This is a genomic window from Rhodococcus triatomae (genome assembly GCF_014217785.1).
Classification (GTDB): Bacteria; Actinomycetota; Actinomycetes; order Mycobacteriales; family Mycobacteriaceae; genus Rhodococcus_F; species Rhodococcus_F triatomae.
In genome coordinates this window covers 1,995,990-2,020,398 of sequence record NZ_CP048814.1, presented here as the reverse complement: position 1 = coordinate 2,020,398, position 24,409 = coordinate 1,995,990, and the positions used below count along the sequence as shown (strand labels likewise).

Below are 24,409 nucleotides of genomic sequence, written 5' to 3'. Positions count from 1 at the left end.
ATGGAATGACGGCGGAACGGGGATGAGAGCGGGCACTCAGAGGGAACGGCCGTGTCTGCGCTCGTAATCGTCCCGAACCCGGTCCGCGCGGCGCTGGGCTCGCTCGCCGACGAGATCCGGGTCCAGGCCGTGCAACTGCAGCCGGTGCCGGCGATAGATGTTCATCAGCGCGATCGCGAAGTACGCCAGCGGCACCACCAGCAGCGCGATCATCGCCAGCGGGATCCAGATCGGCCCGGGGATGAGCAGGAACAACAGCAGGAGAAGGAACGACGGCAGGACGAAGCGGGCCAGGTACCGCGCCGTCGCACCCGGACCCACCAGATCGCGCCGCACCCAGCTCTGCATGCTCGGCGGCAGCGTGCGACCGAACAGGTACCCGATGTACTGGGTGAAGGTGGGGTGCGACCGGTCGGACATACCGTCCAGGATAGGACGACGGGTCAGCAGCGGGGCGCGGGCTTACCGGCGAATCGTGCGTCGAGGAAGTCCAGGGCACCGGGGAGGCCGATCACCGCGGCCGACATGTGATCCGGGCTCGGGACCGCGGCAGAGGTCACGGATACGCCCGCCGCGCAATAGCGCCGGTTCGTCTCCTCGATCGCCGGAACGGAGATGAGGAAGTCCGTCTGCGCGTGCCACTCGTACACGGGCGCGTTCGGCACGCTGTCGGTGTAGTGGACGAGGCTGTTCTCGTCGAGGACCCGGCGCGTCTCGGGGTCGTCGGCGAGGCTCAGTGACTTCGCGACCTGGCCGGCGCTGAGTCCGGCTCCGCCGCGGATGATCTCGTTGGTGCAGCCGTTCGCGATCTGGTCCCGCACGGCGAGCCCGCGGTCGTTGAGCTGTTCCGTGATCGGCATCCGGTCCGGGTACTCGCGTTCGAGTCCGAGCGCGGCGGCCATCGCGAGGCCGAACACCGGGTGGGAGTCGTAGCCGAGCGACTCCGCCATCCAGGTGAGATCCATCGGGGTACCGCCGTAGGCGCTGCCTGCGAGCTGGATGTCCGGGGCGTACACCGGTGCCAGGGCCGCTGCCCACGACGTGGCCATGGCCCCGCCCGAGTACCCGGCCGCGGCCACCGGGCTCTCCCCGGCCTGCAGGGGCTCGAAGTTCCGCACGGCCCGGATGCCGTCGAGCGTGATCTGCCCGCCGAGCCGAGCCGCGCCGTACGAGCTGTTGGGGCCGAGGTGGTCCGGCAGTGCGACCGACCAGCCTCGCTGCAGCGCGATGTGGAGCGCGGGTGCCTCACGGATCACGATGTCGGGATCGGAGGTGTACAGCGCCTGCGAGGGTGCACAGTGCAGGCCGAGCGCGTTGACGACGTGCTGGAACGACAGCACCGGCCGGTTCGGGGCGGCACCTCGGGGCGAGAGCACCGTGGTGACCGCCGCCAGCGGCTTTCCCTCCGAATTGGTCGTCCGGAACTTCAGCTGCACCGCGTCGGTGTCGAGGAACAGCGGCGGGGCCGGCATCACGCGGGAGTCCAGGACGTCGCCCGGCCGCGCGTCGGCGAGATTCGGCGGCTGGCTGTAGAAGGCGTCGGGGAGCGCGACCGGGTACACGGGTGCAGCGTGCGCGGGGACGGCACCGAGCGCCGCACCGGCGGTGACGGCGCAGGTGATCGCGAGGAGTCGGAGTGGGCGGAGGGGGCGCAGGAGGCGAGACGGCGAACGCATCGTGAAAGCTCTCTGTCGGGCGAATCAGATCGGCAGAAGGTGGTGCTTGTGGAATCCGGGCGTTGCTGATTTGTTGCGGAGGATCTTCAGTGCTCGGCGGATTTCCAGACGGGTGGTCGACGGCTCGATCACCGCGTCGATGTAGCCGCGCTCGGCGGCTGCGTACGGCGTTGCGACGTTCTCGTTATACGTGTCGACCAGTTCTTTCCGCAACTTTTCGCCGTGCTCGCCGGCCGATTCGATCTCCCGCCGATACAGCATTCCCACTGCGGCATCAGCGCCCATGACCGCGATTCGAGCAGTCGGCCACACGAAGTTGACGTCGGATCCCAGTTGTTTGCTGCCCATCACCGCGTAGCCGCCGCCGTACGACTTTCGCACCACGACGGTGACCTTCGGGACGGTCGCCGCGGCGAAGGCGAGCAGGAACCGGCCACCGCTGCGGAGCACGCCGTTGCGCTCCTGCTCCACGCCGGGAAGGAATCCCGGAGTGTCCACCACGAACACGATCGGCAACTCGTACGCGTCGCACAGCCGGACGAAGCGGGCCGCCTTGTCTGCGCTCGCCTGATCGAGCGCGCCACTGAGCACGAGCGGCTGATTCGCGACGACGCCCACCGGGCGGCCGTCGACGCGCGTGAACCCGGTGATGATGTTGTTCGCGGTCTGTGCGGCGAGTTCGTGGAAGTCGCCGTCGTCGAAGATGTTCACCAACAGGTCGTGCATGTCGTACGACGCGTTGTCCGAGTCCGGCATGAACGTGTCGAGTTTCCGGTCGTTGTCGGTGATTTCGGGTTCGAGGCCGGGATTGACGATCGGCGGGACGTCGTGCCGGTTGGACGGCAGGAAGCTCAGGTAGTGCCGCACCCATTCGAAGGCGGCCTCCTCAGTGGGGGCGACGTGGTGGACGTTGCCGTTCGCGGCCTGGGCCCGTGCTCCGCCGAGGTCGTCGATGCTCACCTCCTCGCCGGTGACGGCCTTGATGACTCCCGGGCCGGTCACGAACATGTAGGCCTGCTCGTCCACGGCGACGACGACGTCGGTGTTGATCGCCCCGTACGCCGCGCCCCCGGCGCACTTGCCGAGCATGATCGACACCTGGGGGCACACACCGAGCAGGGGAACCTGGCGTCGGCCCATCTCCGCGTACCAGGCGAGCGAGGTGACGGCGTCCTGGATCCGGGCTCCACCCGAGTCGTTGATGCCGATGCACGGGCAGCCGACCCGCGCCGCGAACTCGGTGACGGCCGCGACCTTGCGGCCGAACATCTCGCCGACGCTGCCGCCGAACACCGTCTGATCGTGCGAATAGACGGCGACCGGCCGCCCGTCGATCAGCCCGTGACCGGTCACTACCCCGTCCCCGTAGGGATTGCCGGGGTTGCCGGGGTTCTTGGCGAGTTGGCCGGTCTCCATGAACGTCCCCGGATCGAGCAGCATCTCGATCCGGCGGCGGGGTGACAGCAGGCCCTTCTCGTCCCTGCGGGCGATGGCGGAGGGGCTTCCGGGCTCGAGGGACTGCTCGAGTCGTTCCTCCAGTTCAGCGAGTAGGGCGGCGGTGCTCTTCGCCATCGTGTGGATCCTCTCTCAGTGCATTCGGCCGCCGGATCCGCGGGGGATCGGCGCGGCGACCGGGTGAACTCTAGGGAGGATTTCGTGACCCGGAGAAGGGGTGACCGACAATGCTGGACCCAGTCGCAAACCCCTGTCGAACAGGTTGGTGACCAGTCACAGCGGTCCGGTTGCAGCGGCGCGCGGCCACCGTCCTCGGGGGCTTGCGGGGCGCGGTGTCGGGGCTTTCGGAACCGGTCGGAGGATGCCCCTGTGAGACGCGCCACGAACCAGGTAGGTTTGGTGTAACTCGAAGAACTACTCACCAGTAGGGGTACGACATGCCAGCTCCCACCGCCGCGACGTTCTCGCGGCTCGCCGCCCTTGCCGCCATCCCGGACGCTGCGGACCGGCCCACGCGCCCCGTCGTCGAGGCGTTCACCGGCACCCAGCTCGCCACGATCCCGATCGGCACCGCGGCCGACGCGATCGATGCGGTGGAGCGGGCCCGGGCGGCGCAGAAGGAGTGGGCACGTCGGCCGGTCGCCGAGCGCGCCGCGATCTTCCACCGCTACCGGGACCTGGTGCTGAAGCACCGGGACGAGCTGATGGACATGGCGCAGGCAGAGAGCGGCAAGTCCCGCGCGTCCGCGCAGGAAGAGGTACTCGACATCGCGATGACCGCGCGCCACTACGCGCGTGCGGCGGAGAAGCTGCTGAAGCCGAAGCGGGTGCAGGGCATGCTGCCGCTTCTCACCAAGACGGTGGTGCGCTACCACCCGAAGGGCGTCGTCGGCGTCATCTCGCCGTGGAACTACCCGATGACGCTGGCCGTGTCCGACGGCATCGCGGCGCTGCTCGCGGGTAACGCCGTGGTCCTCAAGCCGGACAGCCAGACCCCGTACTGTGCGCTCGCGTGCGTCGAGCTCATGTACGAGGCGGGCCTGCCGCGCGACCTGTTCGCCGTCGTCCCCGGACCGGGATCCGTGGTCGGCACCGCACTGGTGGAGAACACCGACTACCTCATGTTCACCGGATCGTCCGCGACCGGTGCCCTGCTCGCCGAGCAGGCCGGTCGCCGACTGATCGGCTTCTCCGCCGAACTCGGTGGCAAGAACCCGATGATCGTGACCGCCGGTGCCAACCTGCGTGAGGTCACCGACGCCGCGGTGCGCGCGTGCTACTCGAACTCGGGCCAACTCTGCATCTCCGTCGAGCGCATCTACGTCGAGCAGTCCGTCGCGGCCGAGTTCACCCGTCTGTTCGGTGAGCGAGTGCGCAACATGAAGGTGGGCCCGGGCTACGAGTTCGGCATCGAGATGGGCAGCCTCGTCTCCGAGGACCAGGTCAAGACGGTGTCCGGTCACATCGACGATGCCGTCGTCAAGGGGGCCACCGTCGTCGCGGGCGGCAAGGCGCGTCCCGACCTGGGCCCGCTGTTCTTCGAGCCGACCGTCCTCACGGACGTTCCCGAGGACGCCGAGGTCTACCGCAGCGAGACCTTCGGACCGCTGGTGTCGATCTACCCCGTTCCCGACGTCGACGCAGCGGTCGCCGCGGCCAACGACACCGAGTACGGCCTCAACGCGTCGGTCTGGGCCCGTACCAAGGCCGAGGGTGAGGCCATCGCCGCCCGCATCCTCGCCGGCACGGTCAACGTCGACGAGGGCTACGCCCCGGCTTGGGGTTCCACCGGCGCACCGATGGGCGGCATGGGCATTTCCGGCGTCGGCCGCAGGCACGGACCGGACGGACTGCTCAAGTACTGCGAGTCGCAGACCGTCGCCACCACCCGCGTGCTCAACCTCGGGGGCCCGCGCGGACTCCCGCCGAAGATCTGGGCCAAGATCCTGCCGCCGTTCGTGAAGGCGCTGCAGTACCTCCCGGGCCGCTAGGGCCCCTCTCACCTGGGACGATGTCACACCGGTTCGTTCAGATCGAACCGGTGTGACATTGTGCCCGGGCGCGGGTCAGATGGAGCCGAGCTCGCGGGCTCGGGCGACGGCGGACGTGCGGGAACGGACGCCGAGCTTGCCGAAGATGTGCACGAGGTGCGATTTCACCGTCGTCTCGGACAGGAACAGTTCCTTGCCGATCTCCCGGTTGGAATGACCGGCTGCGACCAGCCGCAGCACCTCGATCTCGCGCGGCGTCAGACTCGTCTCCGGTCGCCGGACCCGGGACATCAGCTTCGACGCCACCGTCGGTGACAGCACGCTCTCACCCGCGGACGCGGCCCGCACCGCGGTGAGGAGTTCGGCGGGCGGGGTGTCCTTGAGCAGATAGCCGGCGGCTCCGGCCTCGACGGCGCCGAGGATGTCGGCGTCGGTGTCGTAGTTCGTCACCACCAGCACCTCGGGCGGCCGGGGGAGTGCGCGCAGCGCCCGGGTGGCGTCGACCCCCGAGCGGCCGGGGCCGAAACGCAGATCCATGAGCACCAGATCCACCTCCTCGGTGGCGCAGAAGGCGACGGCGGCGTCCGCCGTGGGCGCCTCCCCGACCACCGTGATGTCGCCCTCGCCGTCGAGCAGGGCCCGCAGCCCGGCACGCACGATCGCGTGGTCGTCGGCGAGCAGGAGCCGAATCACGATTCCTCCCCGATCGGGAAGGAGACCGCCACGGCGGTCAGCCCCGGCTCGGATTCGACGCTCATGGTGCCGTGCAGCGCCTCGACGCGTCGGCGCGTCGAGGCGAGGCCGAACGACACCGACGTGGGGCCGGCGGGCTCCTCGGGGCAGCGGCCGATCACGTCGACGTCGAACCCGATCCCGTCGTCCACGACGTCGAGGGTCACGGTGTCGACCGAATAGGTGAGGGTGACGGCCATCCGGGCGGCGCCGGCGTGGCGGACGACGTTGGACACCGCCCCCTGGGCGATCCGCACCAGTGCGGCCTCGACGGGCATCGGCAGCCGCACCGCGGCACCCTCGACGACGAAAGCGGTGTCCAGGGTCTCCGTCGCGGCCTGTCTGCAGATCCGCTCGAGTGCGTCCGCGAGGGACTGTCCGTCGAGAGCCGCGGGGGTCAGATCGCCGATGAGCTGCCGGGTTTCGTCGAGTGACTGGGCGGCGGTCTCGCGAGCGAGCCGGATCCGTTCCAGCGCAGGATGGTCGGGCGCTGCTCGCTCTGCGGCATGCAGTAGCAGCTGGATGCTCGACAGGCCCTGTGCCACCGTGTCGTGGATGTCACCGGCGAGCCGTTCGCGCTCGGCAGCGGTCCCGGCGGCTCGTTCGCGCGCGGCGAGCTCGGCCCGGGTGCGCATCAGTTCCTCGATCAGTTGCTGGCGCTCGGCGGCTTCCCGGAACAGCGCCTGATACCCGGCGGCGATGCCGACGGCGACGAGGGCGCCGATCACCGGGCCGACGATCCCGGCCACCGACCATCCGTTGTGCATCGCCGCGCCGACCACCGCGACCGTCGTCGAGGCCGCCACGGCGAGCAGGCCCCACAAGCGGGGAAGCAGATGCAGGTACAGGAAGAACAGGCCGAACACGATGTAGGCGGAGTCACCGGCGAGGAAGGTGAGTCCCACCCACAGCGCGGTGAGCAGCGCGAGCCACCACCACACACCCGGCCGGGACACCGGCTGCGAGGCACCGGCCAGATAGACCGCCACGAACAGGATCGACAGCGCTGCGATCACCGGCATGTACTGCGCGTCCTGCACGATCGCGCGGACGAACACGATGCCGGCGAGCGTCACGACCAGGAGGTGAAGGCTGGTCCGGATACCGGCGAAGACGGGATCGAGAGCGGGGCGGTGCACTCCATCCAGGCTATCTCCGTCCGCCGGGGCGGCATCCATCGAAAGTCGGAGACGCCCGCCCTTCCTTCGTCGGGCGGCGTCCCCCTCCGAGGTGCGATGGAACGGTCCGGTCACAGCGCCAAGGTAGAGGAAGGGAAGGCGCCGGACGGTGCTCTTTCCGAGAATCCACCCTTCCCGGAAAGGACGTCGACGTGTTCGTCGCACTCAGGGACCTACGCGCAGCCAAGGGCCGCTTCGCACTGATCGCGGTCGTGGTCGTGCTGGTCGCGCTACTGGTGAGCTTCCTCAGCGGTCTGACCGCGGGGTTGCGTCATCAGAACATCTCCGCGATCCAGTCGATCTCGGCGGATCGGCTGGTGTTCGCCGACACCGGATCCGGGCCGTCGTTCGACGAGTCCACCGTGACACCGGACCAGGTGGACGCGTGGAGCCTGGCGGCCGAATCGGTCGAGCCGATCGGAATCAGCCGCGGCAAGGCCGGCGTGGGCGAGGGTCCGCAGACCACCGTCTCGTTGTTCGGTGCGGACGGCGCGACGGGAGCGCAGCGACTTCCCGCGCCGGGCACCGTCGTTCTCAGCGACGGGGCCGCAGAGGAACTCGGTGCGGCTGCCGGACAGACGGTGTCGATCGGCGACACCCGGTTCACGGTGGCTGCGGTAGACGGGGACACCTGGTACAGCCACCTTCCGGCCGTGTGGATGTCGCTGTCGGACTGGCGGATCGAGAACCCCCGCGGCGGCGAGGCAACCGTCCTCGCGGTGTCCGGGGTGGACGACGCGGGGGCGGCGGACGCAGCCGCGGGAACTCTCTCGGCGTCCGTCGCCGAATCCTACGAGGCGATCAGCTCGTACAAATCGGAGAATGCCTCACTGACCATGATGACGTCGATGCTGTTCGCGATCTCCGCACTGGTCATCGGGGCCTTCTTCACCGTGTGGACGATTCAGCGGACGCCCGACATCGCCACCTTGAAGGCCCTGGGCGCCACCACCGGATCACTGGCCCGAGATGCGCTCGGCCAGGCCCTGATCCTGTCGGTCGCCGGCGTCGGGATCGGTATCGGTCTGACCGCGGCAATGGGAACCGTTCTGGGTGATGCCGTCCCGTTCGTTCTCGACGTGTCCACCACCCTGATTCCCGGAGCGGCCCTCGTCGGGCTGGGACTGCTCGGTGCGGCCTTCGCGCTGCGATTCCTGTCCACCACCGATCCACTCACCGCACTCGGGAGCGCACGATGACCACCACCGAACCTCTCCTCCGCCTCGACGACGTCACGCTGACCTTCCCCGACGGGGACAGCCGGATCACCGCCCTCGACCGGGTGTCCCTCGGGCTCGCGCGGGGCGAGATCGCCGCTGTCACCGGCCCGTCGGGTTCGGGCAAGTCGACCCTGCTTGCGGTGGCGTCGACCCTGATCCGCCCGGACTCGGGCCACGTCTGGTTCCGCGGAGACCGTGTGGTCGACCTGGCGAGGCTCGGTCGCCGGGAGGCGACGCGGGTGCGCCGGGAGAACATCGGCATGGTGTTCCAGCAGTCGAACCTGCTCTCCTCGCTCACCGCGATCGAACAGCTCGAGGTGACGGCACACCTCGGTCAGCGGCTCGTCGTTCCTCCCGCGACCCGACGGGCGGTGCGTGACAAGGCTCGGGAGCTGCTCGAGGCGGTCGGGCTCGCCGACCACGCGGGCAAGACGGCAGGACAGTTGTCCGGCGGGCAGCGTCAACGCGTGAACCTCGCCCGCGCACTGATGAACGACCCGAGGCTGCTGGTGGTGGACGAGCCGACGAGCGCACTCGATCAGGAGCGCGGCGCCGCGATCATGGACCTCATTCTCTCGGTGGTGCGCGAACGGGACACAGCGACCCTGCTCGTCACTCACGACCGCAGCCACCTGCACCGCACGGACATCGTCTATCGAGTCGTGGACGGACGTATCGAGATCGACGAGACCGCCACCGCGGCAGCCTGATCAGCCCGTGGTGGCCAGTGCGGCCGCGAGGCCGAGTACGACGGCCATGAGGACGACCTCGACGGTCGCGCGCCGCGCGGACACCTCCGCCGATATGCGGTGACTCTCCGCGTCCGGAAGCCACGATCGCCGCCACCACCAGCCGAGCGCCAGCAGGGCAGCGAGGGCGAGGATCTTGGCGGAGACGATGCGGCCGTATCCGGTATCCCAGAACGGGCTCACCCCACCGAGTTTGACGACTGCGTCGATCACGCCGGTGACCGTCAGCACCCAGACGCTGCGCCAGGCGAGGGTGGAGTAGCGCGGCAGCCACACCGACCACGCTCCGCGGGAGCGGACGGTGAGTGCGAGCGCCGTGAGACCGCCGAACCACAGTGCCGCCGCGAGCACGTGGACCGCGTCCAGCGCCGAACCGAGAAACTGCTGCGACATGTGTCCGGTGATGGGGCGCACCACGAGAGCGAGCGCGCCGAGCACGAGCACGGGTACGACGGACGGTGCCGACTCCCGCCGGTACGTCACGGCCGATGCGACGGAGATCGCGACGACGAGCACGACGACGAGCACGCCGACCCGGCCGGTACTGCTGTGCGTGACGTACTCGGAGAACTGGGCGACGGACAAGCCCGACACCGCGCCGGCTCGGGCATCCGCCGCGCCCAGGCCCAGCAACACGATCTCGGTGACGGCCCAGGCACCGGACAGTGCCGCCGTCAGTTGCCACAGCCGTGCGGGTTCGACGAGCGGTCGGCGGTCGCCCCGCCCGATCCAGGCGAGAGCGGTGAGCCCGAGCACGGTCGAGCCCAGGCCCACGGCGAGCACCCGGACCACGCTGGCGGGTGCCGGTCCGGCCGGATGCGCGAGCAGCCAGGCCAGACCGACCCCGATCAGTGACGTGGGTACGGCGAGCAGCAGTCTCCGCGCCGTCGCCGCACCCACGGTCAGTTCTCGTCTCGCGGCTTGCGCAGCGCGAACCACAGGCCACCGACGACGACCACGACGCCGACGGCGATGAACGGCCACACCGGGAGTCCGCTCGATCCTTCGGCATCGCCCGCGGCGTCACCGGCGGCGGGCGCTCCCGGCGTGCCGGAGCCTTCCGCGGTGAGCGTGAACGTGATGGTGCCGTTCACCGGGTGCCCGTCCGCGGACGTCACGCGATAGGCGATGGTGTAGTCGCCGACGGGGCCGAGTTCGCCCAGTTCCGCGCTGACGGTCGCCCCTTCGACCGACGGCTCGCTTCTTGTCCACAGGTTGCCGTCCGGCCCCACCACCGTCAACGCGGGGAAGGTTTCCTGCAGCGCCTCGTTGAACGTGACGCTCACCCGGTCGGGGCCGGCCGAGATCTGTTCGCCTTCGGCGGGATTGGAACCGGTCACCACGGAGTGCGCCGAGGCCGTGCCGACGCCGAGCGTGGTGGCGATCATGGTGAACAGTCCGACGAGGACGACCCGGAGGCGGACGCCGACCGGTACGGCCCGGAGGTGCACGCCGACCGGTACGGCCCGCAGGCGCGCGCTCATGACCGTCGTCCCCTGAGGACGGCGCCGAGGCCGAGTGCGGCACCCAGCGCACCGAGCACCAGGCCGATGCCGCCGAGCCAGCGGGCGGTGGAATCGGTGGCGTCGGCTGTGGTCTCGGCTGCGGAGTGGTCCGCCGACGAGTCCGTGCCGACCCCGTGGCCGTGTCCGTCGCCGCTCGAGGCGGCCAGAGCGAGCGTCGGTGCCGGCTTGTCCGGCTCGGAGCCGTCGTCGCCGATCGGCTGATCCCACGCCACGACCTCGCCGTCGCTGTACGTCTGGACGGCGGGGAACGACACCTCGTCGGTGTCGGGCAGCGGGCCGGCGGAGAGGAGGAACTGCTGGAACTGGCCCGGCTCGACGCCGACACCGGGATCGGCGGTCCAGGTCACCGAGGTGGCGGCCTGCGACGTGGGGTCCTTCTCGATCACCGAGGTCCATCCGGGGACCGGTTCGGTACGAGCGGATTTCAGCTCGGGAAGCTCCACCCGGACGGAGGTGGTGGAGGCCGTGTCGGATTCGGTCGGGACGCGGAAGGTGAGGACGGAGTATCCGCCCTGTTCGGCGCCCGGGGCGACGACCGTGACGTGAGCGGATGCGACGCCGGCGCCGAGGAGCAGCGCGCTCGCCGCCGCACCGGCGGTGACGAGGGCACGCGAGGAGAGAGACTTCATGACGAGGTTCCTGCCTGAGGGGTGAAGTGAGGTGTGGGAGAGAGATCAGGCGGGAATCGGTGGGCCGCGTCGCGAAATGCTCGCGCGTAGCAGTGCGACGACGGGGAGGTGATGATCGGACGTCGGGGGGACGTGTCGGGGCGCCGTCACCGGGTAAGGCCGGGTCGCGAAGACGGCGCGCCACACCGCGACGATCGGGCCGTAGAGCTGCTCGACGGTGGACACGGCGATCGCGCACACCACGGTCGCCGCGGCATGCGCGGAGAGCATCACCGCGCCGGGGAGCAGTGCGTGGCCGGGGGTCTCGACCGCGAGAACGAGGTGCCCGAGGGACTGGCCGGCGACGAGGGCGACGGCGGTGGCCGGCGCGCCCCGCGCCGAGTACTGGGCGACCAGGACGCCGAGACCGACGCAGGCCGCGGCCAGCAGGGTCAGGGAGGACGACTGCGGCAGTCCACCGCCGCCGGCACCGTGCGCGGCGACGGCCAGGGCCGCGGAGAGCGCACCCACCGCCGCGCCGCGGAAGGCGGCAGGCGGACGAACGGGTGCGCGGTGGTTCATGGGAGCAGGATCAGCGGACGCCCAGGCGGGCCAGCAGGTCGGCCTCGACGCCGTCCAGCTCGGCGGCGATCGCGTGGTGCGCGGCGCGGCGACGGCTCTGCGGCATCTGTTCGGCGGCGCGGATCGCGGTGTTCAGGTCGCCGAGCCGTTCCCGGATCGCGGCGGCGAAACGCTGGGTCTCGGCGTCGTCGGGCTTGCGGGAGAGGATCTCGGTGACGGAGGTCTCCGCACCGGCGACGCGAGCACTGAGCTTGGCACCGTGGCCGGTGAAGTCGCCCAGCTGGTCCACCGACACGCCCATGGTGGCGGCGCGGCGGGCGTCGAGCTGCCCGCGCAGCGCCGTCGCCGCCCGGTACGCGATCGGCAGCAGCACCGGTGCCAGCAGGCGGGCGACACCGAGATACTTGCGGACGGAGGCGACGGTGAGCCCCTTCTGCGCGGCGGCCTTCTTCTGGGCCTCGAGCGTCTCGAGCTGCGCCTTCTCGACCTTCTTCTGGGACTTCAGTTCCGCAGCCTCCAGCCGCTTCTGCGACTTGATCTGAGCGCGGTCGAGCTTGCGCTGGCTCTTCGCGCCGAGCTTCGCCTCGACCTCGGCCTTGCGCTGGAGCGCCTTGGCTTCGGCCTTGCGGGTAGCTCGAGACTTACGCTTCGTGAACAACCCCATAGAAAGGACCCCTTATCCTGGTGTTTCCGCGTCGCTCAGGCTATCAACTCGCGGCCGCTGCTTCGGGGCCAGCCTAGGGGAGCACATAATGTTCGGCATCGTGTCCTCCAATATCGGCCCGCATCTCCAGCCGCCCCCGGCGAAGGTCCTCCTCGACGCCGGGGCATTGACCCGTTGCCGCCACCGGGTACACCTGGACACCGCCCATCCGGAACAGGTCGCGGGGATCCGCGAGGACTCCGGGGTGCGCCAGCGGCAGGAGGCGGCGGCGGCCAAGCGCGAGGCAGTGCGCGAGATGCTGATGGCGACCGAGCCGGACCGGTGGGTGCGGGTGAATCCGGATCGATCGCTGCGGGTCCAGTCCGAGGAAACCCTCGCGGCGTGTGCGGCGGGGGTCGAACGGATCTGGGGTGCGGTCCTGCCGGTGGAGCTCGATACCGGCCGCAAGGGGCGTTCGGAGATCCTGCTCCGCGACCCCGAAGGCGAGGGTTACATTCCCGTCATCGTCGTCAACCACAAGGTCACCGACCCGGGACGCGGGGCGATCGTCTCCGACCTGCACGCCTGGGCGCCGCGTGAGGACGATGCGCGCAAGCCCCGCAGCCAGGTGCGGGACCAGATGCGTCTGGCGCAGATCCACCGCATGCTCGAACGGAACGGGCTCGCCGGGTCGTCGCTGCTCGCCGGTGCGATCGGGTACGCCGCAGACTGCATCTACGTGCACGATCTGTCCGGCATCCTGGCCGAGTACGACGACCGGTTCGCCGACCGCCTCGCGGTCGCGCGCGGAGAACTCCCCACCGTGCCTTCCCAGATCGGGGAGTGCCGATCCTGCCCGTGGTGGCCCGGATGCAAGGAGCAGCTGACGGCAGTGCACGACGTGTCGCTGGTGGCGTCCGGTTCCCGTGCCGAATTGCTGCGCGCCCGGGAGATCCGCACGGTCGACGCCCTCGCCGCGTACGAGGGGGAGCCGCCGGAGGAGTGGGTGGGTCCGCCCTTCGCGGACGCCGTCGTCACGGCGAAGGCCTGGCTCGCCGGGGTTCCGCTGGTCCGTCGGTTCGAGGAACTGCGGGTACCGCGGGCCGACGTCGAGGTCGACGTCGACATGGAGAGCTATCAGGAGCACGGGGCGTATCTCTGGGGGACGCTGCTCAACACGGACGGCGTGTCGATGTACCGGCCGTTCGTCACCTGGGATCCGCTGCCCACCCGCGACGAGGCGCGCTCCTTCGCGGAGTTCTGGCAGTGGCTCGTCGCCGAGCGGGACGCCGCCGCTGCGTCCGGGAAGACGTTTGCCGCCTACTGCTATTCGCGGTCGGCGGAGGATCGTTGGCTGCTGGGTTCGGCCACCCGGTTCGCCGGCGAGCCGGGCATCCCCACGGTGGCGGAGATCCGTGCCTTCATCGACAGCCCGCAGTGGGTGGATATCTATCAGGTGGTGAGCGATCAGTTCATCAGCCCGAACGGCAAGGGACTCAAGAAGATCGCTCCCGTCGCCGGGTTCTCGTGGCGAGACGAGGAGGCGAGCGGGGAGGCCTCGATGAGCTGGTACCGGCAAGCCGTCGGTTACGACGACGAGCCCGACCTCTCCCAGCGTGCGCGTCTGCTCGAGTACAACGAGGACGACGTGATCGCGACCAAGGTGCTCCGCGAGTGGATCAGCGACCGCGCCGTGCACGAGGTGCCGCTCGCGTCCGAGCTGTAGCGCGCACCCGACCGCGCGGCTGCCGGAAGACACGGCCCTGTTCGGGAGGAACTTCCGGATTGTCGGGCTATTGTCGTCCGGTGAACGACGACATGGACTGGTCGGACGTCCTGGGTGTGGACACCACGTTGACCCTGCTCGCCGCGGGGCTGATCTTCCTCGCGGCTCTCGTGCTGGGTGTGTGGAAGTACCACGGGATGGCGACGTCACCGACGCACCTGGCCCATCCGTACGTCGACATCGCCCACCGGGCCGCGCTGATGTACGCGTTCGCCACTCTGCTGGTGGCGGTGTTCGTCGAACTCAGTGCGTGGCCGACGGTGGTCAACCTCATCGCGGCGGCGGTCCTGATCTTCTTCTTCGTCGCGGCCATCGTCACCTATGTGGTGCACGGCGCGAAGCAGGACACCGACAACCAGTTCGAGCACCCTGTCCGGGGCACGGTCCCGTTCATGGTGGCGCTGATCGCCGGGGAGGTCGGCGGTTTCGCCGTCCTGCTCGCCGGATTCCTGGTCGGCTGGCTGGGTTGAGACCGGCTGACGCTCAGGGGATGTCGCTCAGGGGATGTCGAGGAGCTGCTCGAAGAACGCCCCGATCCCACGGCCCCGGTCCACGAGATGGATTTCCAGGATCCAGTGGCACGGCCGCCCCTGCCCGTCGGTGCGGCGCATCGGGAGGTCGCTGCCGGGGGTGATGTAGTTCGTCACGGAATCGCCGCGGATCTTCTCGTGCGGGAACTCGCCGACCAGGTGTCCGGCGATCTCCGCCCCGAACTCCAGGCCCCGTTCGGCGGCCACCCGGACGACATGGTCGTAGAGCCTCGCGCCGGTCACGTCCGGCTCCGACTCGAAGAACCGGCGGCCTTCGAGCCACACCGGTTCCAGCGCGTCCCGCAGCGCGATCTTCGCGGGGTCGTCGCCCAGGACGTAGGTTCTCCCGAAATCGGCCTCCCACTCCTCGAAGATGGGGCCGAAATCGAGGAAGGCGATGTCGTCCTCGCCGATCACCCGATCGGGCGGATTCGACTTGTAGGGCTCGAGCGTGTTGACGCCGGCGCGCACGATCCGCTTGTGCCAGTACTTGCGGGTCCCGAACAGCTCGACCGAGAGATCGCGGATGTCGTCGCTGACGGCCGATTCGGTACGGCCGGGCGCGAGCAGGCCGCGCGCGACGACCTCGTCGAAGAGGTGGACGGCCTTGGTTTCCGCATCGCGGAGCGATGCCGTGCGTTCCGCATCGCGGAGCGATGCCGTGCGGGAGGTGTCGTCGGAGCTCACGGTTCTCCAGGGTAGGGCGAGTCCGGGGCGGACGGGGCTGTCCGCCTCGGGCGCGAACTCGGCATCCGAGGGCTTCGCCGGATACCGCAACGGCCCCGCCGCCCGAGACGACTCGGGCGGCGGGGCCGTTGCGGTGCCGACGTGGAGGTGCCGGGATCAGCGCGGCGCCATGCGCAGGGCGCCGTCCATGCGGATGGTCTCGCCGTTGAGGTAGTCGTGCTCGGCGATCATCTGCACGAGCTGGGCGTACTCGTCCGGGCGGCCCAGTCGCGACGGGAACGGGACGCCGGCCTCGAGGCCCTTGCGGTACTCGTCGGTGACGCCCGCGAGCATCGGGGTGTCGATGATGCCGGGGGCGATGGTGTTGACGCGAATGCCGAACTGGGCGAGATCGCGAGCGGCCGGCACGGTCATGCCCGCGACGCCGCCCTTGGACGCCGAGTACGCGATCTGGCCGATCTGGCCCTCGAACGCCGCGACGGACGCCGTGTTCACCACGACACCACGCTGGCCCGTCTCGTCGACCGGCTCGGTCTTCGAGATGGCGTCCGCGGCGAGGCGCATCACGTTGAACGTGCCCAGCAGGTTCACCGTGACGACGGTGCGGAACAGTTCCAGGTCGTGCGGTCCGTTCTTGGACAGGATGCGTCCGGCCCAGCCGACCCCGGCACAGTTGACGACGATGCGCAGCGGAACCCCGGACTCGACGATCTTGCTCACGGCGGCCTGCACCTCGTCGGCGCTGGTGACGTCCGTCGGGATCAAGGTGACTCCCGCGGGGACGCTGTCGCCGGCCCGTTCGATCGACTGCGGCAGGTCCAGCCCGAAGACGGTGGCCCCGGCGTCCGCGAGGCGCTTGGCCGTCGCGGCTCCGAGACCGGAGGCACCACCTGTGACCAGTGCAGCAGTTCCCTGAATTTCCACGGTGTGATCCTTCGCTCTCCCGGCCGACCCGGTGTGGTCCGCCGCTGTGTTCTGCACCATAACGCGGCATGCCCGCAGGGATTGACGCGAGCCCGCCCGAGCGCTCGTTCGCCCGCGATATCCTCAGGTGGCGGGTGCACGACGGAAGAAGTGCCGATGGCCGACAGGGATCCGATGGCGACGCGGCAGGTCCGGGAACCGGACTTCGCGGCGGAACTCACGGCGGCCGGTTTCGCCGAACCCGTCGAGGTGGGGCGCGGGGGGTTCGGCGTCGTGTATCGCTGTGAACAACCCGAACTCGATCGGGTGGTCGCGGTCAAGGTGCTCACCGCCGACCTCGACGACGACAATCTCGAGCGGTTCCTGCGGGAACAGCGTGCGATGGGGCGCCTGTCCGGCCACCCCAACATCGTCACGGTCCTGCATGTCGGGACCATCGGGTCGGGCCGGCCCTTCCTGGTGATGCCCTTCCATGCCCGCGGATCCCTCGAACAGCAGATCCGGCAGGGTGGCCCACTCGACTGGAGCGAGGCCATCCGTGTCGGCGTCTCGATGGCCGGTGCCCTCGCCACCGCGCACGGGGTGGGGGTGCTGCATCGTGATGTGAAACCGGCGAACATCCTGCTCACCGACTACGGCGAACCCCAGCTGACGGACTTCGGTATCGCGCGCATCGCCGGTGGCTTCGAAACCGAGGCGGGAGTGCTCACCGGCTCGCCCGCCTTCACCGCGCCGGAGGTGCTCGAGGGCGGCGAGCCCACCATCGCCTCCGACGTGTACAGCCTCGGTGCGACGTTGTTCTGTGCGGTGACCGGGCACGCCGCCTTCGAGCGGCGCAGCGGCGAGCAGGTCGTGGCGCAGTTCCTGCGGATCACGTCGGCATCGACCCCGCGGCTCAGCGACGAGGACATACCCGTCTCGGTGTCCGCGGTGGTCGCCGACGCGATGGCGGTGGAGCCCGAACGGCGGATTCCTGATGCGAGGGAACTGGGCGAGCGGCTTCGAGAGGCGCAGCGAGTCGAGGGGCTGTCGGTGCATCCGTTGCCGATCCCGGACGGGGCCACCGTCCGTCCGTCCGAGATCACCGGCCGTCACCCCCTCGCGCCCTCGACGGCTCCGCCCACGCCCGGCACGCGCTTCCGCCCCCGGCGTCGGGTCGGTGGGACGGTGCGCCGTCGGCGTCTTCTCGAGATACTCGATGCCGAACCGCCCCGGTTGCTCACTCTCGTGCACGGCCCCGCCGGATACGGAAAATCCACGTTGGCGGCGCAGTGGCGAGAAGTCCTGGGGACGAGGGGAGTCCCGGTGAGCTGGTTCGTCGTCGACCGGGACGACGCCAACCCGCGATGGTTCGCCGAACACGTCCTCGAGGCGGTGCGTCGCCGGCTACCCGATCTGGTCGAATCCGTGACGGTGCAGTCTCCGGGAGACGACGACGCTGCCGCCCGCGACACCCTCACGGCGCTGATCGACGCAGTGCACGACGGAGACGAGATGCTCGTGCTCGTCATCGACGACTGGCACCGTGCGGCGCAGACGTCCACGGCGGAGGCGCTGAAGTTCTTGCTCGACAACGCATGCCGCCATCTCCGGGTCGTCGTCTGCAGCCGGGTGCGTACGGGTCTGCCGATCAGCCGGATGCGGGTCCGCGACGAGATCCTCGACATCGACAGCGAGGTACTGCGATTCGACGAACAGGAGACGAAGGAATTCCTCGTGGACGTCGCGGGGCTGGATGTCGACGACAGCGATGCCGTGGCGTTGCACCACTACACCGATGGCTGGCCCGCTGCGGTGCAACTGATCTCGCAGACGCTGTCGGGCGTGGAACCGGGCACCGGAGTGGGCGAACTGACCGGCCGGCGCCACATCGTCGACTCCTTCCTGTCCGACGCCGTTCTCGATCCCCTCGAACCCGAGTTGGTGGAGTTCATGGAGTCCACCTCGATCACGAAGAGGACGTGTGCCGAACTCGCGTCCGCGGTGACCGGGCAGGCCCGTGCCCAGGATCTCCTCGAGGAGGTGGAGCGGCGCGATCTGTTCCTGCGGCGCGTGGACGAGGAGGGCCGATGGTTTCGATACCACCCCATGTTCCGGGAGTACCTGCGTCTCCGGCTCGCCCGTGACCACCCGGAGCAGGTGACCGAACTGCACGAGCATGCCTCGGAGTGGTTCGCCGAGCACGGATATCCCGCCGATGCGGTGGCGCAGGCGCTCGCTGCCGGAGAACAACAGCGCGCGGCGGCCCTGGTCGAGCGATTCGGAGCGGGGTTGCTGGAGAAGTCGCAGGTGGGTGCGCTGCTCGATCTGGCCGGGCAGTTGCCGCCCGCGCTGGTGCGGGCGAGTCCGCCGCTGCAGGGTTTGGTGGGTCGGGCGAACTCGCTGCTGCGGCGGGGGCGGGGCCGGACGAACGGCGAGCCCGACGAGTGAGGATCGCTCCGTGAGTCAGGAGATGGTGTCGAGAGCGTCCGCGTCGCGCCACGCGTCGGCGAGCGCCTGGAGCGGGACGTCGAGGGCCGCACCGAGGCCGACCACGGTGCCGAAGGCGGGCGAGGGCAGCCGACCGGTCTCGATCTTGCGCAACGTCTCCGGAGAGATCCCCGCCTGCCCGGCCACGTCGTCCAGCGTGCGGGGGCCGCGCGCCTGACGCAACAGCGCTCCGAGCCTCTTGCCTGCAGCGATCTGGGCGGAAGTGAGCGGGTGACGGACCATGACGCCCATCGTAGCTTGGTATTTCTATACCGTCATGCGTACGCTGGTATAGAAATACCGGATCGAGGTAGTCGCCCGCGAATGGAGTGTCCGTGATCGAGTTGAAATCCCCTGCCGAGATCGAGCGAATGCGTGTCACCGGGCGCTTCGTCGCGGACGTCCTCACCGATCTGGGCGAGCGCGCCGACGTCGGCGTCAATCTCCTCGATCTGGAACACCGTGCCCGCGACCTGGTCGCCCGACGAGGCGCGACGTCCTGCTACTGGGACTACGAGCCGTCGTTCGGCAAGGGTCCGTTCCGGAACATGATCTGTCTCTCCGTCAACGATGCAGTCCTGCATGGACTTCCATTCGACTACGTCCTCAGCGACGGCGATGTTCTCACCATGGATTTCGCGGTCTCGGTCGACGGGTGGGTCGCCGATTCTGCGCGAACGATCGTCGTCGGCACGGCGCGGGAGGAGGACCTACGCCTGATTCGTGCGAGCGAGGAGGCGTTGGAAGCCGGAATCGAAGCGGCGCAATCCGGCTCGCGTCTGGGGGATGTCTCCGCCGCGATCGGCGCCGTCGCCGCCGAGTACGGGTATCCCGTCAACACGCAGTTCGGGGGGCACGGCCTGGGACGGACGATGCACGAGGATCCGCACGTGTCCAACAGTGGCAGGGCGGGCAGGGGAATGGTGCTTCGTCCGGGCACGACCCTCGCGCTCGAGCCGTGGTTCGCCGCGACGACGGACCGCATCGTCTACGACCCGGACGGCTGGACCATCCGATCTGCGGACGGTTCGCGTACGACCCACTCCGAGCACACCGTTGCCGTCACCGAGGAGGGGCCGCTCGTCCTGACGCGGCGGGTGGACGAGGTGGTTCACGCCGGGAATGATCCTCGATGATCACTTCGCCGGCGTCGTCGAGGACCGCGAGACGATGGCGCACGGCCTCGCATCGGTCAGCCACGAATGCCTCGACGTCAAACGCCTCTCCGCTGCACTCGGTCTCGTTCGTGTGTCTGCATCCAACTCGACGATGTGGAGAAGCTCCGAGCACTGGCCGCGGAACACGAATCGACCTGTCCGAGTTCGCGCGCAAGTAGGCGAATCCGGGCGAAATGCTATGAGCAGCAAGGGTAGTCGGTATCCTCTGTCATCACTTTCGGTGACCCCGGCATCGTCGAGCCCTGAGCTCAGCGATCGGAAAGTTCAACGCATGCGAGGTCTTGCTTCGAACATTCTTTCGAGGTAATGTTCGTGTATGGGGTATCAGGGGGATCGTTTCCGGGAGCGGACCAGTCGTGAGTTGTTGTGTGACGCTGTCGCGTTGAGCGCCCGGATCGCGGTGTGGGAGGCGCAGCGGGTGGCTGTGGTCGCCGAGGTCGAGCGCCGGTGTACGCGGGAGGATCACGGGTTCGCGTCGACGAAGGGGTGGTTGTCGTCGGTGACGGTGGTGTCGCCGGGTGCGGCGGGGCGGATCGTGGAACTCGGTGCCGGGTTGGCCGAGCATCCCGCGGTGGCGGAGGCGTTCGATGCGGGGCGGATCGCGTTCGAGCATGCGTTGCTGATCGTCCGGTTCTGCACGAAGCCCCCGAAAGGGATGCCCGCGGAGGCACTACCGGGGTGTGTGGCGGCGTTGCTGGCGGCGGCGGACGGGCCGTTGGCGCGTACCGACGGAGTCCGGGCGGCGATGGCGAAGTTGGAGGCGATCTTCGAATCCGATGACCAGCCCGCGTCGGAGGACACCGACCGTAACGAGCTGTACGTGTCGAAGACGTTGAATGGTCGGGTCGCGATTCGTGGTGACGTGGACGCGGTGACCGGGGAGATGCTGCTGACCGCCCTGTCGAAATACTCGGCACCACACCCGGCAGCGGACGGGACACGTGACCCGCGCACGCCGTCCCGACGCCGCGCGGACGGGCTCGCCCAGTTGTTGTCGATGCTGCTCGCGTTCGGTGATCTGGGGGTCGAGGGTGGGGAGCGTCCGCATCTGTCGGTGCACGTGCATGCGCGGGATCTGGGCCAGGATCGGCGGGAAGAATATGCCCGCCGACATGCCGGCGCGGGTGCCACGGCGAACACGCGGCCCCCGCAGGACCCCCACCACCCGGACAACGCGAACGGCTCGTACGGCTCGGACAGCACGGACGGCTCGGATGACACGGACGACCTGACTGATCTCGCGGATCGGCGGGGTATCGCGTGGTCGCCGTGGATGGGACCCCTCATGGTCAACACCGCACGCTTGTTGGGGTGTGACGCACAGGTGACCGCGATCGTCCTCGACCAGCACGGTGCCCCGTTGAGTGTGGGACGCACCCACCGCACCGTCACCAGGGCCCAACGCACAGCGCTCGCCGCCCGAGACGGTGGCTGCGCCTTCCCGGGCTGCGGAGCCACCGCAGCCTGGTGCGAGGGCCACCACATCACGCATTGGGCGGACGGCGGACCCACCGACCTCGACAACCTCGTGTTGCTCTGCGGCACCCACCACCGGCTACTCCACACCACCGACTGGGAAGTGACGATCGGCAAGACCAGGCACCCGGTGTTCACCCCACCGACGAGCGTCGACCCGGCACGAGAACCGATTCCCGGAAGCCGACGCAATCCGGGATGCGGAACGTCGCGGCACAGATATACCCGGGATCGGGAGCATGCACGGAACAGGGACACTGTGCCCAAACTCGCGTTCTGACTACATCTTCGACAATGGCACGAGGCTCCCGGGCCCGGCGCAGAGAAGGCGCCGGGCCGGCAGTCGTGCGCGCGTGGGGCAGTGCCTGTGAAGAGCAGTGCCCTTGAAGAACAGTGTCTGTCAAGAGCAGTGCCTGTGAAGAGCAGTGCCAGTGCCCGAAGTGCTTACTCCTTCGGGACCAGGATTCGCAGAGCGTTCGGCACGGCACTGACGGTGACGGGCAAGTCGCTCGCATACTCGCCGTCGGCGTACGCGGTGATTCCGGGGGACTCCACCGTCACCGACCTCGCCCGGTAGGTGTGTACGTCGGGGAGTTTCACGTGGGTGCCCTTGAACACGGTGGGGAAGAGCCGGATCAACCGGTTCCGTGGACCCGCGGACACCAACGTGATGTCCAGGAAGCCGTCGCTGCGATCGGCATCGGGTGTGATGAGCATGCCCCCGCCGTAGCTGCGAGTGTTCCCGAATGCCACCAGGGTGACGTCCTGCTCGATCACGGTGTCCCCGTCGAGAACCAGCCGGAACGGGAGCGCCTTCAGGTTGAAGAATTCGGCCACGATCGCCAGGTTGTAGCGCATTCGGCCGTGCGGCCACGTCATCCGGTTGGTGCGATCGCTGACGAGCGAGTCGAAACCCGACGCCATCACCGTTCCGAACCACTTCTCGCTACCGTCCGGCCGCACGATGTGGCCCAGATCGACCTCCTCGCTCCACCCGTCCACGACGACGTCGGTCGCGGCCTCCGGTGCAGCGGTCGGCAGCCCGTACTCGCGGGCATGGTCGTTTCCGGTCCCCGCGGGAATGATGCCGAGCGGAACGTCACCGCCGGCCAGCGCCTGCAACGCGATCGAGATGACGCCGTCGCCCCCGACCACCACGAACGCGTCCGTACCGCGGTCGAGGGTCTCCCGGGACAGTCGAAGCGCATCCTCGGCATCCACACCGACGATCTGGATGCACTCCACCCCCCGCTTCTGGAAGTGTGCGATGGCGCGTTCCGCGGCATGGGGCGCATTGCCGTGCCCCGCAGCCGGATTGGTGAGGATGGTGACGCTGCGGACCTCGTGCCGCCGCAGCTCCGGCCGAGACGTCACGGGATCAACTTGCCGGGATTGAGGATTCCGGCGGGATCGACGGTGTTCTTCACGGCTCGCAGGATAGCGGTTCCGAGTTCGCCGACCTCGCTGTCCATCCACGGCCGGTGATCGGTACCCACCGCGTGATGGTGGGTGATCGTGCCGCCGTGGGCGACGATGGCGTCCGACGCCCGCTGCTTCGCCGCGCGCCACTGCTCGATCACGTCACCGCGTTGCCCGGCCACGACGGTGAAGTACAGGGACGCCCCGGTGGGGTAGACGTGCGAAATATGGCACATGACCAGGGCCGGGGTGCCCGACTCGCCCAGTGCCGACGTGAGCGCCTCGGTGACCGCGGCCTTGAGGGTCCCGAGGTTGCTCCAGGTCGTCGCGGTCTCCAGGGTCTCGCACAGCGCTCCCGCCGTGAGTAGCGAATCCCTCAGGTAGGGCGCGCCGAAACGCCCTTGCTCCCACAGCTTTGCGGGCTCCTCGCCGAGGGAGGTGGCGCCGTGCGCGAGCAGGACGGCGCGGGTCTCCTCGTGCCGACTGCGGGTGTGCTCGTCGGAGCCCTCGAACAGGGTGACCGCGAGACAGCCGCCGGTGATCTGGTCCGCGCCGATCTTGTCGGTGGTCGCGAGGTTGATGCCGGTTTCGGCTTCGTCGGACAGCCGGATCACGGTCGGCCCCGTGCCGGTCTGCTCGACGGCGCGCAGCGCGGCGGCCCCGGTCGCGAAATCGGGAAACGACCAGCCCTCGTACCGGGTGACGGCGGGCTCGGCGTGAACGCGCAGGCGTACCCGGGTGATGACGCCGAACGTGCCCTCGGAACCCGCGAACAGCTCGACCAGATCCGGGCCGGCCGCCGACGCAGGCGCCTTTCCGAGGTCGAGCACGCCGGCCGGTGTCACGACCCGCATCCCGCGGATCATCTCGTCGAATCGGCCGTATCCCGCCGAGTCCTGGCCGGACGAGCGGGTGGCGGCGAACCCGCCGATGGTCGCGTACTGGAAGCTCTGCGGGAAGTGCCCCAGGGAGAAGCCCTGTGCGCGGAGAAGTTCCTCGGCGCGCGGCCCGGTCACCCCGGCACCGAGAACGGCCTCCCCGGAGACCTCGTCGAGCGAGACGAGAGTGTCGAACCGCCGCAGATCCAGGGAAATCGACGCGGAGAAGTGTCCCCGCACCGGGTCGACACCGCCGACGACGCTGGTTCCGCCACCGAACGGCACGACGGCCAGCCCTTCCTGGGCGGCGAACTCGAGGATCGCGGCGATCTCGTCCTCGGTCCCGGGGATCACGACCGCATCGGGCGCGTCCTGCTCACCGCGGGAGCGGCGACGCAACAGGTCGAGTGTGGATTTGCCGCCCGCACGCGGAAGCCGATCGCCGTCGTCGGTGCTCACCTGCTCCTTGCCGACGATGGTTGCGAGGCCGGTGCGGTGCGGCTCGGTCAACGCCGACGGCCGCACCGCCACCTCGCTCGGGTCGAGCGAGTGGTTCTGATCAGGATCGACGCCCAATGCCTGCTCGAGCAGGCTGCGAATGCCGTCGGACAGCGGCTTGGCCGCGGCCGGGTCACCCCAGGCGTCCCATTTCATCGGTGGCAGAGGAAGGCGGTGCGGCAGAGCAGGTGAGGCAGTCATGCG

General features: G+C 69.2%; 23 protein-coding genes. 8 read left to right on the top strand and 15 right to left on the bottom strand.

All coding sequences use genetic code 11. From position 1 onward, the window contains the following. Window positions 1–36 precede the first annotated feature (36 nt). Genes G4H71_RS09495 through G4H71_RS09485 form a run of 3 tightly spaced genes read right to left on the bottom strand, consistent with a single transcriptional unit; the run spans window position 37 to window position 3,248 of the window. Complete coding sequence (locus G4H71_RS09495) at window positions 37–420, bottom strand: DUF5313 family protein (RefSeq protein ID WP_072737503.1); 384 nt, start codon at window positions 418–420, stop codon at window positions 37–39. Between the two features lie 23 nt (window positions 421–443). Continuing rightward, window positions 444–1,676, bottom strand: coding sequence for a lipase family protein (locus G4H71_RS09490; RefSeq protein WP_139183229.1), 1,233 nt, complete (start codon window positions 1,674–1,676; stop codon window positions 444–446). Between the two features lie 24 nt (window positions 1,677–1,700). Then, window positions 1,701–3,248 carry an acyl-CoA carboxylase subunit beta gene (locus G4H71_RS09485; RefSeq protein ID WP_072737502.1) on the bottom strand — a complete coding sequence of 516 codons (1,548 nt, stop codon included), beginning with the start codon at window positions 3,246–3,248 and terminating at the stop codon, window positions 1,701–1,703. Window positions 3,249–3,568: 320 nt separating this feature from the next. Here G4H71_RS09485 and G4H71_RS09480 point away from each other — a divergent pair, with 320 nt between their 5' ends. Then, on the top strand, window positions 3,569–5,122 hold the full coding sequence (locus tag G4H71_RS09480; RefSeq protein ID WP_072737501.1) for a succinic semialdehyde dehydrogenase: 1,554 nt from the start codon (window positions 3,569–3,571) through the stop codon (window positions 5,120–5,122). Between the two features lie 75 nt (window positions 5,123–5,197). Here the strand turns inward: G4H71_RS09480 and G4H71_RS09475 are convergent, their stop codons facing one another. Continuing rightward, entirely contained in the window at window positions 5,198–5,815 is a 618-nt protein-coding gene (locus tag G4H71_RS09475) for a response regulator (RefSeq protein ID WP_072737500.1), read from the bottom strand. After that, window positions 5,812–6,993 carry a sensor histidine kinase gene (locus G4H71_RS09470; RefSeq protein WP_246442324.1) on the bottom strand — a complete coding sequence of 394 codons (1,182 nt, stop codon included), beginning with the start codon at window positions 6,991–6,993 and terminating at the stop codon, window positions 5,812–5,814. Before G4H71_RS09470 ends, G4H71_RS09475 begins: the two co-directional genes overlap by 4 nt. Window positions 6,994–7,184: 191 nt before the next feature. Here G4H71_RS09470 and G4H71_RS09465 point away from each other — a divergent pair, with 191 nt between their 5' ends. Beyond that, window positions 7,185–8,231 (top strand): ABC transporter permease, encoded by a 1,047-nt coding sequence (locus G4H71_RS09465; RefSeq protein ID WP_072737498.1) that lies wholly within the window; start codon window positions 7,185–7,187, stop codon window positions 8,229–8,231. After that, window positions 8,228–8,962, top strand: coding sequence for an ABC transporter ATP-binding protein (locus tag G4H71_RS09460; RefSeq protein ID WP_072737497.1), 735 nt, complete (start codon window positions 8,228–8,230; stop codon window positions 8,960–8,962). Before G4H71_RS09465 ends, G4H71_RS09460 begins: the two co-directional genes overlap by 4 nt. Here the strand turns inward: G4H71_RS09460 and G4H71_RS09455 are convergent, their stop codons facing one another. From G4H71_RS09455 to G4H71_RS09435, 5 genes are all read right to left on the bottom strand, one after another. Next, a complete protein-coding gene (locus tag G4H71_RS09455; RefSeq protein WP_072737496.1) occupies window positions 8,963–9,901 on the bottom strand; it encodes a CopD family protein in 939 nt (312 codons plus the stop codon). Between the two features lie 2 nt (window positions 9,902–9,903). Beyond that, window positions 9,904–10,389, bottom strand: coding sequence for a copper resistance CopC family protein (locus G4H71_RS09450; RefSeq protein WP_072737587.1), 486 nt, complete (start codon window positions 10,387–10,389; stop codon window positions 9,904–9,906). A gap of 92 nt (window positions 10,390–10,481) precedes the next feature. Continuing rightward, window positions 10,482–11,156: a YcnI family copper-binding membrane protein gene (locus tag G4H71_RS09445; protein ID WP_072737495.1), complete on the bottom strand. Its 675-nt coding sequence runs from the start codon at window positions 11,154–11,156 to the stop codon at window positions 10,482–10,484. Window positions 11,157–11,201: 45 nt separating this feature from the next. After that, window positions 11,202–11,717 carry a hypothetical protein gene (locus G4H71_RS09440; RefSeq protein WP_072737494.1) on the bottom strand — a complete coding sequence of 172 codons (516 nt, stop codon included), beginning with the start codon at window positions 11,715–11,717 and terminating at the stop codon, window positions 11,202–11,204. Window positions 11,718–11,727: 10 nt separating this feature from the next. Next, on the bottom strand, window positions 11,728–12,381 hold the full coding sequence (locus G4H71_RS09435; RefSeq protein ID WP_072737493.1) for a DUF6474 family protein: 654 nt from the start codon (window positions 12,379–12,381) through the stop codon (window positions 11,728–11,730). Window positions 12,382–12,469: 88 nt separating this feature from the next. Here G4H71_RS09435 and G4H71_RS09430 point away from each other — a divergent pair, with 88 nt between their 5' ends. Both G4H71_RS09430 and G4H71_RS09425 read left to right on the top strand, forming a co-directional pair. Beyond that, the gene (locus G4H71_RS09430; protein ID WP_072737492.1) at window positions 12,470–14,086 is read left to right on the top strand and encodes a TM0106 family RecB-like putative nuclease; all 1,617 of its coding nucleotides are present in this window, start codon (window positions 12,470–12,472) and stop codon (window positions 14,084–14,086) included. A gap of 92 nt (window positions 14,087–14,178) precedes the next feature. Then, a complete protein-coding gene (locus G4H71_RS09425; RefSeq protein ID WP_072737586.1) occupies window positions 14,179–14,616 on the top strand; it encodes a hypothetical protein in 438 nt (145 codons plus the stop codon). Window positions 14,617–14,643: 27 nt separating this feature from the next. On the opposite strand, the gene G4H71_RS09420 is transcribed toward G4H71_RS09425, so the two are convergent. Next, on the bottom strand, window positions 14,644–15,363 hold the full coding sequence (locus tag G4H71_RS09420; protein WP_072737585.1) for a M24 family metallopeptidase: 720 nt from the start codon (window positions 15,361–15,363) through the stop codon (window positions 14,644–14,646). Between the two features lie 156 nt (window positions 15,364–15,519). Then, complete coding sequence (locus G4H71_RS09415; RefSeq protein ID WP_072737584.1) at window positions 15,520–16,287, bottom strand: SDR family NAD(P)-dependent oxidoreductase; 768 nt, start codon at window positions 16,285–16,287, stop codon at window positions 15,520–15,522. Between the two features lie 156 nt (window positions 16,288–16,443). Here G4H71_RS09415 and G4H71_RS09410 point away from each other — a divergent pair, with 156 nt between their 5' ends. Continuing rightward, window positions 16,444–18,717, top strand: a complete 2,274-nt coding sequence (locus G4H71_RS09410; protein ID WP_072737491.1) for a serine/threonine-protein kinase — start codon at window positions 16,444–16,446, stop codon at window positions 18,715–18,717. A gap of 15 nt (window positions 18,718–18,732) precedes the next feature. On the opposite strand, the gene G4H71_RS09405 is transcribed toward G4H71_RS09410, so the two are convergent. Next, on the bottom strand, window positions 18,733–18,999 hold the full coding sequence (locus tag G4H71_RS09405; protein WP_072737490.1) for a helix-turn-helix domain-containing protein: 267 nt from the start codon (window positions 18,997–18,999) through the stop codon (window positions 18,733–18,735). A 92-nt stretch (window positions 19,000–19,091) separates the two neighbouring features. Between G4H71_RS09405 and map the strand changes: the two genes are divergently transcribed. Both map and G4H71_RS09395 read left to right on the top strand, forming a co-directional pair. Beyond that, window positions 19,092–19,892: a type I methionyl aminopeptidase gene (gene map, locus G4H71_RS09400; RefSeq protein WP_072737583.1), complete on the top strand. Its 801-nt coding sequence runs from the start codon at window positions 19,092–19,094 to the stop codon at window positions 19,890–19,892. Window positions 19,893–20,250: 358 nt separating this feature from the next. After that, the gene (locus G4H71_RS09395) at window positions 20,251–21,690 is read left to right on the top strand and encodes an HNH endonuclease signature motif containing protein (protein WP_072737489.1); all 1,440 of its coding nucleotides are present in this window, start codon (window positions 20,251–20,253) and stop codon (window positions 21,688–21,690) included. A gap of 164 nt (window positions 21,691–21,854) precedes the next feature. Here the strand turns inward: G4H71_RS09395 and G4H71_RS09390 are convergent, their stop codons facing one another. Both G4H71_RS09390 and G4H71_RS09385 read right to left on the bottom strand, forming a co-directional pair. After that, complete coding sequence (locus tag G4H71_RS09390) at window positions 21,855–22,784, bottom strand: diacylglycerol kinase (protein ID WP_246442331.1); 930 nt, start codon at window positions 22,782–22,784, stop codon at window positions 21,855–21,857. Beyond that, window positions 22,781–24,361 (bottom strand): FAD-binding oxidoreductase, encoded by a 1,581-nt coding sequence (locus tag G4H71_RS09385; protein WP_083343026.1) that lies wholly within the window; start codon window positions 24,359–24,361, stop codon window positions 22,781–22,783. The genes G4H71_RS09390 and G4H71_RS09385 overlap by 4 nt, the downstream gene beginning before the upstream one ends. Window positions 24,362–24,409: the final 48 nt, after the last annotated feature.